A 15488-nucleotide genomic window follows, 5' to 3' on the forward strand; every position below is an offset into this window, starting at 1 on the left:
ACCTGCCTAAAATACAGGCTTCATATATAGGAGAATAACCATCTTGAAAAACCAGAAACTTACAGTTATTTTTAAATGTCTTGGCTGGATATGCCTTATTTTTCTTACATTAATGGGATTTAGCATGCATTGGATGCTCGTGACCTGGAGCGATCTCACCTTCGAGGAGGTTCTGTTTCAGCTGTCCGCCATTCAGGGTACAGGAAACGGGATGATAACCCAGTATATTGTAAACAACGTTGTGCCTGTTGTTGTCATATTTTCAATAGTTTTCATCTTAAGATTTATAGTTTTCAAAAAAGATACCTGGAAAAAGAATCTTGTGCGGGCTGTTTCTGTCTTCGGAATCGGTTTGTTTTTATTCTATTTTACTTCCTCTGCTATCAAGCTTGATCTTTTCGCCTACATCAAGGGCCAGCTGTTTCCCGGCACATTCATTGAGGATAACTACGTTGATCCCCAAAGTGTAAACATTGATTTTCCTGAGAAAAAGCGAAACCTTATATATATTTATATGGAATCCGGTGAGACCACCTTCGCAGACAAAGAAAATGGCGGTGCATTTGATGAAAACGTCATTCCCGAGCTCACAGCTCTTGCTCAGGAAAACGAGGATTTCTCCGGTGCCGACAAGACACTAAATGGCGGCTTATCACTCTATGGAACCACATGGACAATGGGTGGTATTTTTGCTGAATCATCAGGACTGCCTCTTAAAACAGATGTTGGAAAAAACAAGATGAGTACCATGGAAAGCTTTGCACCTGAACTCATAACAATTGGTGATATTTTAGACGATCATGGTTACAATCAGGTCTATATGATCGGTTCTCCTGCCATCTTCGGCGGAAGAGATCTGTTTTTCAAGGATCATGGCAATTTCGAAATAAAAGATTATTATTACATGCAGGATAATGGCATAATTCCTGAAGATTATTATGTATTTTGGGGCTTTGAAGATAAAAAACTGTTTAGCTTTGCCAAAGACGAACTAACTGAATTATCGAAGAAAGATGAACCATTTAATCTTACTCTTCTTACTGTTGATACCCATTTTGAAGATGGTTATGTATGTGATCTTTGCGAAAACAAATTTGATGAGCAGTATTCTAACGTATATGCGTGCTCCAGCAAACAGATCACGGAATTTGTCGACTGGGTTAAACAGCAGGATTTCTATGAAAACACAACTATCGTTATAAGTGGTGATCACCCCACCATGGATCAGAATTACTGCACTAATGTGGATCCCTCTTATAGTAGAAAAGTTTACACCACATTCATAAATGCCGCTGCTACACCGGAGAAAAACGAACGCAGAGAATACTCTACATTTGATGCTTTCCCTACAACCATTGCTGCTATTGGTGCAACAATTGAAGGGAACAGACTGGGATTAGGTACAAATCTGTTTTCATCAGAAGAAACTCTGTTGGAAAAATACGGTGAATCCAGCCTGAATTCATTCCTTAAGCAGCGTTCAGAATTCCTCTCGAAGCTTATGGACACTGATACGGTTGAGTACAAAGATTACACATATCTGCATAATGCTACCGTAGATGTTCAAAAGTCAGATGAAGGGAAGTTTAGTATAACAGTAAGAGATATCCTGGAAATTGGCGAAGGAATTGACAAGATAGACCTTTGCATAACACCTGACGGTTCAGAAAAAGAAACTGTCTATCCTATGGTATATGATGGTTTTACTACCTACGAAGCCTTGGTTGATTCTTTATCCATTCCGGGAAATTATGGACATATCAGAGTTGAAGTAACCGGCCTTTCAGGAGAAAAATACAACGTTTATGAAACAGACACAGACATATATCTCCTGTCTGAAGACTATATAAGCTATCTTAAAAAGTTAAGGGAATATCTTGACGAGGGCAGAGATATTACAATTCTTACTTCTGCCATGAAAGATGCCACATTGAATTTCACTGCTCCCATGGGTAAAGCAATGAATGATCTGGGGTTTGAAACAGACTTCTTGAATCTTAATAAGCAGAGCTATTATGGCATACTTGATCAGGAATCTGTAACTGAGCATTTAAGTCGCGACTACCTGACCTACACAGGTTCTTTTTCCGATGGAACAACCTATAAAGTTAATAGCGGAGGTAAATTCGCGGGAAATACCAGCCATTTGATCATAGGAGACACAGACTACTCCAATCGCACCCCGGGATTTAATTATCTTGTCTATGACAATACAAGCAGCAGGATGATCAGCAATGCATCATATGGTACGTATTATCATCCACTTGATGTGGACCTGAAAATGACTTCTTACGACGCTGTTAACAACCTTATCACTGTGGAAGCTTCGAATGTAAGAGGCATTAGGAAATGGGAGCAGGACAACAAGTCCGTTATTAAATATTTTGATCCCAAGGATCAAAGCACACTTGATTTTTCAGTGCTCGGTCTTAATGATGAAAACAAGACACTGTCTGCTACGTTTGAATATTCAGCCTCTTTGAACGATCAGATACAGCTTCAGCTTAATGTTGCAGGATCAAGAGGTAAGGTGAGAACCACAGAGAGCATTACGTCTCTGGAATTTTTGCAATACTCTGATGTCAATGAATACCTGTCATATATAGGAAAACGTGATGATATTGCAATCTTACTTGCTGTAAATACTTTTGGTGCCCTGTACCCTCATGCCGGAAGTTTTGAAGATTTGAAAACTCTTGGACTTGGTTCACAGGGAGACCTTAATGTAGAAAATCTTAGATGCGGATATGTCGCTGTCATAGATGATGGAAAAATAGTTACCGACAAGCTGCAGAATCAGCAATCAGAAGATTATGCAGAAGATTCCGGAACACTGTCCAATGGAACAGAGTATTCAATAAAAAGCACCGGATACGATATCGGATCCGGCACCAGTATCTGTCTTAACGGGACTGATTACTCCCTGAACAGGGTTGGTCTTAATGTAGTTATTTATGACCTGAATCGTAATGAGGTCGTAGATACGGCTGTCATTAAATGGGTTGACAGCTATATGGTCAGCAGATAACAACTCTTCTATGTTCACGGTTTAGATTGAGGATGACATCTTGAAATATCTCAGGATGTCATCTTTTTTCGCGTTTTATCAGAAAAGCAAGCACACAGATGGATACTAATGATACAAACCAGCCTATTCCAAAACCTCTTGTATGATATTTCAGTTCCAGAGTATGTGTTCCCGCTTCCATATATACGGATGAAAACATGGTATTAACTCTGTAAATAGGTGCTTTTTTACCATCAATATAGGCTGTCCAGGCTTCTTCATAAGGCATGTTAATAACAAGAAGTTTATCCTTATCAAGGCTTACATTAGCGTCTATGTGGCTTATAGCATATGCTTCATTATTATCATTGAAATTGACTTGTGCAGAAATACCTTCTGTTCTATCACTGACATACTGTGTTATGGCATCCACCGGCTGACACTTTATTGCTATATTCCCTAATCTGTATGTACCGGCATTAACAAATGTTAGTTCAAATCCTTCCAGAGCTGTTTCAGAATATCCGGCATTAACGACAAAATCCTTTATTCCATTTCTCCATCTGAATGTCTTATCACATATATCCATTTTACGTGATGTGTAGACTTCACCACCGGATATTGACCTTACTTGAACAGCTGCTCTCTTGGACTCTAAACGTGACAGATAATATGTAAGAGAATCATCATCTCCCGGAAGAGCATAGGTCACATCATCTGCACACAGATATGTCTCACAACCACTCTTTCCTTCAAAGGCAATATGTGCAACAGCGTTATCAGCTGTTACCACAAACTCTCCTGTGTTCTCATCATAAGTCACATTGTCACCTGTGCTTATTTCATAATCAACATTTTCTGAGGTAAATACAACCTCTTTGGCCGAAAGCATTGTAAATAACTCATCGGCATCACTACTCTCAGAATCTACGATTGCTGTCTGCATCATCATTTCCTGTTTTTCTAAAACAGTATGTTCATCAGCATCCGCTTTTCTGGATACGTTGTCATATCCATAGATAAAGGGAAGTGCATTTGGATTTTCAAAAAGCTTCTCATCCAGTTGCACCGATCCGTACGGAACATCTCTGTCCGATTTGGAAATGAGATATTTAATACCCGTAAGTGAATTTAAAAATGTCCTGCCTTCCAATCCAGAATAGTGGTATGTACTGGGAATAGTTTTTCCAACATACTGTATAAATTCACAAATGTAAGGATTTGACAGGCTAAAATAAAATTTTGTGGATGAAAGGCCATGGAAAAGTGTGGCATTTTCGTCATAACTACCGCTAATTCTATAAGAAGGTTCGTTTTGATAATTCTCCCGAATCTGCTTTATAGGGGAATTGATCAGCTCTGAGACTATATCTACATCCTCATTAACATAAGCCTCTGCGATGTTGTCATACTCCTTCTCAAAAGTATATACACCATGCATTTTTAGCGAGAACAGGGTTAATAGCAGAACAGATATCCCAATGATCATTTTGCACTTATTCTTATAACCTGCTTCGTCAGCCCCCTTTTGATATTTCAGGCATATTACACTTGCAATGGTTCTTATCAAAAGCAGTATCAGCATCAGGCTGACACCAAGTATAATGTCACTTTTGAATCTGACCGGACTATAACGATACAAGCGCCAGAAAATGGCAGTCATTACAATTGTAAGAACCCACTCCTTCCATATAAGACCCAAAGATGGCGTTACAAGGTCCTCCCAGGAATCTACAACAAGAATGCAGATGCAGAAAACAAAAAACCAGTTCCATCTGTTACTGACATAAGACATACCATTCAATATATAACCGCAAACCGGAATAGAATATGTCAGAAGGCAAAGAAATATTGCAACCTTATTTGATGTGTATTTTTTCAGGAACAACAAAGCAAGCAATATACAGGAACCCGCTAAAAATGTTGTTCCGGGAATAGTCCAATACCCTTTAAAATAGCTTGAAATAACACCACCCGGAAGATATCTGTAATATTCCTTACCATATACAGGGATGATCTTGTACTCCATTGATGATCTGGTATCGCCCAGGATCTGAATGATGGTAGGCAAAAGAATCGGAGCCGCTATAGCCACCCCGACAATCCCATCTCTTAGCATCAAAATAAGAGTAAATATCTTATTTTTACTTGATTTGATAACATGAAAAAGTGCATAAAGAACTACAAATATGACTTCCATGTAAAAGAAATAAAAATTGGAAAGACATGAAACGGCAACAGATACTATGAAAAGAATATGTTTCTTTTCCCTAATAATCTTATCTATTCCCAAAAGAAGAAGCGGCAGCCATATCATGGGCACCATGAAATATGGATGCTTTGTTGCAGATCGGAGCACATAAGCACAGAAAACGTACATTACGGATGCAACACCCACTGACAAAAGACTTGCGTCCTTTTTTCTGTAGAAGCAATACCAGGAAAAAGCTGCTCCTGCGCAAAACAATCTCACAACAATGATAAAGCTGTAAAACTTAGCCATTAACGCATCCGGAACCAGGCAGGCAAATATTGTAATCGGATCTCCAATTACGTAATAGCTTAAAGTGGTAATAATACCCCCACCGTAACCTATTCCAAAGTCATAAGTAGGTATTTCAAACCTGTGCTCCACAAAAATACTATGGGCCACTGTTCTGAGCCATCTGCCATAATACAGAAGAGCCTTCAAATGCTGATCTGTAGCATCGCCATCCTTAATAAAGGTCTTATCGTATTTAAAAAATGTATAGTATGCCAGTGCCATGGATGCGCAAAACAAGGCAGTATAAAAAAAACTATAAAGCGCAATTCTTTTTTTCTTGTCTGCTGCATTCATGACTACAAATTCTCCATCCTGTAAGTTGTGATACATCCCCAATAATCACTTAACATGAAATACCTTTTTAAGGCACTTCTTAAGCTTGGGAGATTCAATCTTTTTCCAAATTTTCCTGGCACCTGTTTCAAAGGCAGAGGAAACCTGTTTCTTCTTCCAAGCCTGCTTGCTTTTCTCAAGATATGGCTGGGCATCAGCTATGATTGGTCTGTGCTCTCTGCTTTCAACATCTTTAAGTGCATCCAGTATGCACTTTGATGATTCAGCAATTCGTTTTTCCATAACCTCATTAACCGCATCATAGTTAATAGGAGTCATATTCTGTGCACCAACAAAACTCTTGTCACCAAGCCATCTGTCATCAAGTCCAAACTGTTCCAGCAAAAGTTCTATCTTGTCACCACCTCGTGCCCCATTGAAGAACTGCTTTTGGAATATTAGTGAAAAACATGTTCCATGGAATGAATTGGTGAATACCCACTCAGCATGGTCAATATACCAGAGCCATTCCTCAACGCCGATGTCATATAGGAATTTATGTCCATACTTTGCCTGATAAGCTCTATGGCTGACTTCTTCTGACAATTCAATAACCATGAGCCCGTTCTCATCTGCAAACTCTATTACCTTCTGCACAAATTCATCATCCATAGTCTGGGCAAGGTAAACCAAGACATACTTTTCGGGATGAACTTCAGGTACTATCTCTACACTTCTGTAGAATTCCCTGTCCATAAGGAAAACAGGATCAAGCACATTAGGAGTGTCAATATCAAGAGTCTCCTTCATGTAATCCTTAAGACTATTCTCTCTTACAAAAATATAATCAAAATCACATGCCGCGTTGATAAAGCGCTCTTCCTGACCTTCATTATATTTTCTGGCTCCTTTGCTGGCAGCATATGCTATTTTCTTTTTACCTTTCATCGAATCGCAGGCAAGAAGATAGCCCTTGTCCGGACCTCCGGGAACTGCCTTCCAGATAACATCTGTGGCGCAGATATAGCAATCAAAACCTGCATCCTCCTCATCAAGAAGCGCAGAAGTATAACACTTGTCAGTAGTAATATAATGATTATTCACAAATCCGAAGAATTTATCATATCTGATCTCTCTCTCGTAAAACAGATCACGCCATTTTATGAGCTGATTCCTGTCAGGCTTCTCGTTTTCAACATAAGAAAACAGAGGATGCTTAACATCAAAATCCTTGTAATATCCGGGTTTGTACTCAATAACCTTAGAATCATAACCATTTTTCTTAAGAAACTGTTGGAAAGCAAAGCTATGAATTATGCATCCAAAATTGAGCGTTGTAGTATGTATGTTTATTGATATGATACCAATCTTCATGAAATGGAGTCCTCTTTTTTCATTTTTCTGTATATGCCTTTAAAGGTTCTGACAATTACCAACGTTCTATATTTACATATAGCCTTGGCTCTGTCAACAAATGCTGGATAAACTGCCTCATATCCGGCCTTGGTAAAGCCTTTTTTTCTATACAGATCGTAAAATGCTTCTCGACTGGCCATGTCTGAAGGAGCAGGTTTTCCTGCGTTATTATTCAGTGTTTCCGGCGCTCCTTCAAGCTTTGCCATATAAAAACTATCTTTCCTTGAATCGAATGCTTTATCAAAAAGCTCTTTGCCATGAGCGTTATTTACATAAACAATAGATGTTCTCTTATGGAATCTTTCCTCAAGGTCTTTGGCAACCTTCCTGTGATTCCAGAAATCTCCCACAGTAAAATCACCCTGTCTCGGAAACTGTGCGAATTTACATCCATAGCAGCTCTTTCTCATATTGAGTTTATTATGAAAAACTAGTTGGAATAGATCCGTTCTGCCACCGAACCTATATGCAATACCATTTTTCAGGAACACACTCATGCATGTTCCCCAACCTTTCCTGCGTCTCATCTCAACCTTATCTATTTTGGAAAGACCATACTCGTGATCCAGATGCTCCCTTAACTGCACTGCAGAAGGAACACCCTGACAGATCAAATCCATAGTAAATAAATTAGTATCTTCTTTATTTCCCAGATAGCTGTATAATCCTGCTATCTGACATGAGCAGCCTGTGTATAACACTTTTCTGCCCTGCTTCAGATCATCTTTGACCTTGCTATAACAATCCGTCTGATTGCTCTGAGCATATTTGGATTTCTTCAGCTTATCAAGCTCTTGCAGGTTCTCAACCCTTATGTGTTCAACAAAAAAATCCTCCGTAAATGAAGCTCCATAAACAACTCCGCCCTCACTGAGCACATACTCAGCTAGCAGAGTAAATGCGCCGCCTGACGAACATTCATATAAAATATCCTGCGACGCTGTAAGTGCAAGCGCATAAGGCTCCCGGTCGTTACTCAGATCCGGAGCCTTATTTGCTATGCACACTGATTTGCATTTCCCACAGGAGATACAAACATCTTCGTTTATTTTTGGAATAAGAAATCCTTCATCATCCAGCTCCATCTCTATGGCATTAACGGGGCATGCATTTTTGCACGCTCCGCAGCCATAACATTGTGTAATATCTTCCAAAATAACCATGTTTATATCTCCTACTTTAGATTTTTAATTTACTACAACCTTAACCTTACATTTCTTTTTGTTATATGTAGTAATGGTAATTGTTGAAGTGCCCTTTTTCTTTGCAAGAATAGCACCCTGAGGGGTTACATATACACTATTCTTCTTGCTGCTCTTAAATCCATATCTTCCACAGCCTGCCCCGCTATTTACCTGAGGTTGTAACAGATAAACATCGCCCACAGACAGATTTACGGTTGCTTCCGGCACAGAAACTGATTTAGGTGCAGTACCTACAGTTACACTCATCAATCCCTTCATCTTGTTCTGAGTTGCAGTAATAACTGCGTTACCTTTTTTCTTACCTTTAATCTCTGACTTGGAAGCAGCAGCTATTTTCTTCTTACTGCTCTTAACACTTACCTTTCCTTTTTCACTTGTAAGCAGATAGGGTTCAAACTTCTCTCCCTTACCGAGAGTTATTTTACCATCTGAATAAAAAGCAGCCTTACTGGTCTTATCAATGTAAACGCTTCTCTTACCTTTAAACTTGGAATTAACTGAAGCGCACAGATTATTAGATGTCTTTTTAACAGTACATTTTGTCTGAACCTGAACTGCCATCTTTCTGGCACCATAAATGCAGTTATCAGCTATCAGTTTTACTGTGCTGTTCTTTTTTACAAACAAGCCGACAACGCCACCGATTAGCGTATTGCCGCTTATCTCATCAATAGAGCATGAATCTGTAACAGATAAAATATTACCTGTATCACGACCCTTAATTGTATTGCCGGTAATTACCTGACCTGATACTGTTCCCAGATACAAGCCAACGCAGTTAGAGCCTTTCATTCCCTCGATAGTATTATCACTTACTGTGGCACTAGAGCAATACATCGCAGAAATACCACGCTCCATGGTACCATGTATATTGTTTGAAGTAATTGTGAAACCACCTATGTTAATTTCACCTTTAGGAAGATTATTAGTACCCTTCTTAACTTCAAATCCACCATAACGGATGCCGGTCTTGATATCACTATTTGTTTCTACAAGGCCTATATCATTTCCGCTTATCACGCAGTTACATGAATATTCCAATGCGCCTTTGCTGACGCTGCTTGAGCCATTTTTCAGATACAACGAGCCTTCTGTCTGCCTGAAATCAATACCTGTACCTACATTTACCAAAGTATTGTTCTGAATCTGGCTATCCTTGAAATTTCTGGCCACGATCGCTGTTCCTTTAATGTTTGTAAAGGTATTATCGTGAATGTTCACGTTAGAATAATAATTTCCAACTACGGAATGATGGCTTCCCAAACCTCTTATAAGATTTTCGAATGTACATCCTGTTATTTCAACATTTTCACAGGCAAGATCATCATAAACTCCGTTATTCCAAACAAAATTTTCTGCGCTGTGTGAAACATCCAGCTGAATTGCTTCCAATGAGCTTCCTTTATCAGTATAGTCCCTGAATGTGCAGTCCTTAACAAGGAAATTTCTTGTTGCTGCAACCTCAACATGGTGACTATCGTATGCATCCTTGAAGGTAACACCATCAAAGGTCAGGCCATCTACATGCGCAAATCGAATCATACATGTTCCGCTTCCCGATTTGTTTCTTCCGCAGCCATCCCATGTGCCACCCTTAATCGTAATATTCTTATAAGCATCAAATCCTGCTAAAGAACCAAGAGATGCAAGCCCAGTCTCGACACGCCAATCACCGGACAGAAGATTAAGATAACCATCAGCGCCGTAAATAGTAGTGCCTGCTGTCATATCGATAATTGTATTTGAAGAAATATACAACGAATTTACTTTTACCGGATAACTTCCTGCAGGAAGAATAATGGTATATGTATTATTAATATCATTTCTTGACTGGTCAAGAGCTGCCTGAACCATTCCCTGGAAATTACCTTCGTTAAGGTCCCCAGAGCTGAAGGTGTATGTATGCGTACTGGCATTTAAAAAGGCAGATGGATCATAACCATTTGCAAGCACTACGGAATACACCGAGAAAGAATCCGCCTTTACTTCAACCTCAAGTTCATCCGGTTCTTTGTATTCGTACCCTGTGTTATCCTCAACAGGCTCGGGAGTTTCTTCCTGATAATCAGTATTTATGTCTGCAAGGCTATCTTCTGAAACAGGAATTTCTTCACCTGAAGACTCTTCATCTGTTTCTTCAATTTCTTCTACTTCTTCAATATCTTCATCTGCATTTGCGTCATCAGCATTTTCATACTCTATGTCTTCATTTGCCGCATCTGCAACTTCTTGAGCATCTTCCCTTAATTCTTCAAGGTCTTCATCAGACATTGCCTGTATGATTTCACCTTCTGAAACAACATTTGTTTCACTCTCCAGTTCATCAGCCTTAGCTTCGTCATCGATATGCATAACCTTTATCTGAGGATCCACTGAATACTCGTAAAGAGTCTCCATTTCTCTGCTTATTTCGAAGCGCAGATTAACACTGGATCCTTCTACAGGCTGTACTTCCTTTCCGTCTGCATCCTTAAAGGTAATATCGAAAGAAGCGCTGCCAAGTACGGAGCCATCAATTTTTTTCTCAAGAATCTTATCTATATCCTTGTTATTAACCTTCTCAACAGATTTAACACTGACGGTAGTGCCGTTTGGTAACACATTTTCATCAGCTGATATATTTATTGTGAATCCGTCTATTTCTGTTGAATAATCAAAGGCATCTGACTGAAGTTCAGCAGGCTCTTCATCAGCGGTTTCTTCTGTATTCTTTTCCGTTTCTTCTGCATTAGGCTGTTCCTCTGCGTTATCAGAAGCCTGGGCATCCTCGCTGGTTTCATCCTGATTCACATCAGTTTCAGCAGCAGCGGTAGTATCTTCTGTATCCGTTTCTGGTGTTTCTTCGCCGGTAGCAGGCTCTTCACTGCTTGGCGCCGGTTCTTCCCCGCCTTCTTCCTGACCTGCAGAATCTGAAGCGCTTTCATTCTCACTTGAAGAATCTGAAGCACTTTCATCCTGTCCCTGCGATTCCTGCTCATCACCGGTGTCAGCTGCTTCATCACTGCTACCGGTATCATTGGCATCACCAGCTGCTTCATCTTCGCTCTCCGGTGCTCCTTCTTCTCCGGATGTCTGCATGGTTTCTGCCTGCGGATTCTCTGTCACAATGTCAGTATCACGATTCTCATCATCGAGATCCTGTCCATACGAATCCGTCGCTTTTGCCTGAATGGAACATACTCCATCACAGGGCGAGATTACCAGTAATCCTGTTAAAATAAGTGCTACGATACGTTTCATTTTTCCCCCTTTCAGAAAAACATATAACTTAACCTTTCGGTTTGCATCCTTATCTTATATCCAGAATATCAACGATTTCTTTCTCCGCAGAATTATATTTGTTACTGTCATAGCTCCACCTCTCATCCATCTGAAGCTCATGGGCTTTACTCAGAACTTCTTTTGCAGCCTTTCCACTTTCGGTACCTTCTATCAGTTCCACTCGTTTATTTCCAATTTTAAAAAGATGGATCAGATAAAGATCGTCTGTGATAAGTGCACAGGATGCGTATGACAGATGCATTGTATCAGTACCGGGGTATTCAACCCTTACATCAAAGTCATTACTGCATTCTCTCATTATGAGCTCAGATAGTCTTGAGCTACGGAATATGTATACTATTTTACCACTTGTCTGTCCCTGAATTAGCTTCATAAGAGTTAAAATTTCATTAACTATTTTTCCCTCATCCGGAATCTCGTCCTGATCCCCAAGTGAAACATAACAGATATTAGCATCTCCAGGTATTTTATTCTCCATACGGACCTGATTTACAGCTTCATCCCGGGACGCATTATCTATTCCGGATGGCAGGCATCTCACAATCCTCTCATCGTCGGATATCCCCGTAAGGTCACTTAGGTATCTTTCAAATAATGGAAATGTACATATTATTTTGTTATAGGCATCAAACATTTTTTTCAGATTCTTGCCGGTTTTCATGGCATCATCCAGTTCTCTTGCCCAGTACTCGCCGGGAGAAAGCAAACAGATTCTTTCAGGTATGGCAGAAAAATCTGCATTTTTTCCTGATAATGAAAAATCATCGCAAATAACCGTATCTTTACCCTGTGCTCTCGAAATAACCTGTTCCTTAATACCCTTTTTCTCGTTCGCGCCTTTTCTTCGGGGCTCTATGCACATATCGCTCAGATCACAGTTTTCCTTATTTGACAGTGCATGTCTTATACGCCTTAGTTCATCTGACCCTTTATTTTTGCTTGTGCTTAAAAAGAATATACTTCTTCCCATTTATTCTCTTATTTCTCCATATATCCGTTTATAACCTGCGCAATTCTCTCCGAGCTGTGTCCATCGCAAGCAGACATATATTTGTCAGTAAACCTCTTGTATTCAGGTCCTGTCACTTTTCTGTCATCAGAATTCAAAAACTCCACAAGTTCCTGCTGATTCTTAAGAATCTTACCCGGAAGATCCTTATTGTAATCCAGATAAAACTGCCTGTTGTAGGACTCAAAATCATAGCAGTAGAAAGCCATTGGTTTCCCTGTGAGCGAAAATTCAAATATCACTGACGAATAGTCTGTAATTAGGATATCAGCCACTAACATCATGTCATTGGTAGATATATCTCTGATCTCAAGAATGTTTTTACACTTACAAGGGACAATTTCATTAGTCATTAAGGGATGCGGACAAATCACTAATACCTGATTCTCAGGGAGCGAAGCAGATAATGACTCAAAATCTATCGGAGGTCTGAAGTATTCCCTTCCATCATCACTATCGCGAAATGTGGGTGCATACAGAATTACTTCCTTTCCATGCAAAGCCCCATATTCTTTATAAATCTTATTTCTTACATTATTTTTGTACTCTTCATCAAAAAACGTATCTGTCCTTGGGCATCCAAGTGGCTGAACATGCTCTACATCTATCTGAAAAGCATCCGCATAAATACTCCTAAGATTATCCGCGCTTACTGACACGAGATTGTACTGCATGTGGGTAGTTCTCTCGCTTCTTGCGGATATATTTGTTCCATACTGCCCAAACATCTTGAAGGCACCGCAAGCATGCCACAGCTGAACAACTCTCTGGTCGTCTCTTAGCTTGTAATACCTTAGATATTTCTCATAATCATCGGTAACGATTACCTTACTGCTGACGGTGTAATACTTCATCAAAAAAGTCATCCAGGCTGAATGAGGCAACCTATGGGCACATATAACCTTGCTCCCCTTTATATACGGATAAAGCGCTTTGGCATTACCTTCAAGTTCTCCGTCTTTCCTGATACTGAAAAACAAGACTCTGTTCTTAACATGCTTTGCCGCATAATCCAATACTTTTCTGGACCGCTTGGCAAAGCCGCCCTTTTCCTTAAGAGGCATTATCTGTCTGCCCACCTTAACAGGGTCCGTCTTTATCTCATCGCGATGGAGAAGCTTCCTTAATTCTTCGTTTGATGAAGATACGCCTACTGCAAATCTTTTTCTATCTTTCAAATAATCATCCCAGAAGTTTTCAGGTGCTTTCAAATAGAACACGAGTCCCTGGTGATATAAGGAAAACTCTCCTTTCTTTAGTCCCAGGTAAAGGGCTTCTGAAATGTTTTCTTTTGAAAAATCCAGCCATTTTTTTACAGAAGAAAGCCTGAACAGCTTATTATACGGATACTTTTCAAGCTGCATCCACCGAACCCCATCCTCTCCTTCTTCAAAGGCAAGAACAGCTTCCCTGGATGGCTGTATTTCCATATCAAATCCATAAACGTTGTTATGATAAGCATATCCAACAAAATCCAGACATGTTTTCTTTATGTACTTTATTGACAAATCAAAAAAGAGATTCGAATAATATATGGCAGGGGACGCAAATAGTACAAATTCTGTATTTATGCGCTTTACTGCCTGAATCCAAAGTTCCTCTTCTGTCTCTGCCTCCAGATATATTACGCGACCATCATCCGAAAATATCTGACTGGCCTGATCTTTGACCTGTATGGGAAGAAAAATGTTAAAAAAGGGAATATTCTGATTTTTGATACTCTCAAGACTTTTCTTCAGATATTCAGGCACACTGTTGTCTGCAAACATAACGACAGAAGCAAATCTGCATCCCTCCAGTGCATTTATATCTTTATCCATCACCTCGCAATATAGAGGGTATGCTTCTGTAAGGAGTGACTTACCATAGTCAGTAAGATGCTTATATGAATCATCAAGCTCCGTCATGATAATCTTTTTCAGGTCATCATCTATTTCAAAATAGTGTGCCAGAAATTTCTTGATCAGTGTTTTTGCCAGTTTAATATAAAACTCATCGAAGTATCTGGCATTGGAATTAGTCATCACGTCGCCGGCAAGGTTAAGGATTATTTTGTGAGCCTCTATGAAATCTCTAATCTTTCTGGATGAAAGTGCGCCTGTAGCAGGAATATCCTCACCGCTCTGATCGAATCTTCGATATTTATAGACCTGCTCACTAAGACCGCAAATATTGCCGGCCTTATAAACACATTCCATTACAAAAACAGCATCCTCAGAATAAACAAGATCAGGAAAACTGATTTTTTCTCTCTTGATCAGTTCCAAAGAAAAGAGCTTGTTCCACAAAGCAAAACTCTTTAGGATATCAGAATCATAGGGACTTATGCTGTCCATCTCCAATAACCTGTTAATCTGAGTTGCAGCTCTTTTCATCTCATTATTGAATATGCTGTACCCTGCAATAACTATGTCAGCTTCCCTATCTTTTGCTCTGTCATAAAGAAGGCGTAAAGCTCCTTTTTCAAGTACATCATCCGCATCTGCAAAAAAGACATACTCTCCGCTGCATATCTCCAGTGCCTTATTTCTGGCCGAAGATACCCCTGAGTTTTCCTGATGAAGCGATTTGAAAAACTCATATTTATCAGAATACTCGTCCAGGATATCACCTGAACCATCAGTAGAACCATCATCTACAGCGATAACTTCAATATCTGATAAATCCTGGCTACAGATACTGTCAAGACATTCATTCAGGAATTCCCTGGCATTATAAACCGGAACAACTACCGAAACTTTAATCATAATC

The 15488-nt window shown here is 39.6% G+C and carries 7 protein-coding genes; 1 reads left to right on the forward strand and 6 read right to left on the reverse strand.

The genetic code is table 11. The features are described 5' to 3' along the window. Positions 1 to 43 precede the first annotated feature (43 nt). Positions 44 to 3028: an LTA synthase family protein gene (locus G610_RS22145; protein ID WP_051197911.1), complete on the forward strand. Its 2985-nt coding sequence runs from the start codon at positions 44 to 46 to the stop codon at positions 3026 to 3028. A gap of 58 nt (positions 3029 to 3086) precedes the next feature. Here the strand turns inward: G610_RS22145 and G610_RS0109755 are convergent, their stop codons facing one another. From G610_RS0109755 to G610_RS0109780, 6 genes are read right to left on the reverse strand one after another with little or no spacing between them, the layout of a single operon-like run. Beyond that, positions 3087 to 5846, reverse strand: coding sequence for a YfhO family protein (locus G610_RS0109755; RefSeq protein ID WP_026524633.1), 2760 nt, complete (start codon positions 5844 to 5846; stop codon positions 3087 to 3089). Positions 5847 to 5891: 45 nt separating this feature from the next. Next, positions 5892 to 7199: a polysaccharide pyruvyl transferase family protein gene (locus G610_RS0109760; protein ID WP_026524634.1), complete on the reverse strand. Its 1308-nt coding sequence runs from the start codon at positions 7197 to 7199 to the stop codon at positions 5892 to 5894. Then, positions 7196 to 8404: a Coenzyme F420 hydrogenase/dehydrogenase, beta subunit C-terminal domain gene (locus G610_RS20430; RefSeq protein WP_051197912.1), complete on the reverse strand. Its 1209-nt coding sequence runs from the start codon at positions 8402 to 8404 to the stop codon at positions 7196 to 7198. The genes G610_RS0109760 and G610_RS20430 overlap by 4 nt, the downstream gene beginning before the upstream one ends. A gap of 24 nt (positions 8405 to 8428) precedes the next feature. Continuing rightward, entirely contained in the window at positions 8429 to 11686 is a 3258-nt protein-coding gene (locus G610_RS0109770; protein ID WP_026524635.1) for a right-handed parallel beta-helix repeat-containing protein, read from the reverse strand. Between the two features lie 49 nt (positions 11687 to 11735). Further along, positions 11736 to 12698 carry a hypothetical protein gene (locus G610_RS0109775; RefSeq protein ID WP_026524636.1) on the reverse strand — a complete coding sequence of 321 codons (963 nt, stop codon included), beginning with the start codon at positions 12696 to 12698 and terminating at the stop codon, positions 11736 to 11738. Between the two features lie 8 nt (positions 12699 to 12706). Then, entirely contained in the window at positions 12707 to 15484 is a 2778-nt protein-coding gene (locus tag G610_RS0109780; RefSeq protein WP_026524637.1) for a bifunctional glycosyltransferase/CDP-glycerol:glycerophosphate glycerophosphotransferase, read from the reverse strand. Positions 15485 to 15488 lie beyond the last annotated feature (4 nt).

This window comes from Butyrivibrio sp. MB2005 (assembly GCF_000424285.1).
GTDB lineage: Bacteria > Bacillota > Clostridia > Lachnospirales > Lachnospiraceae > Butyrivibrio.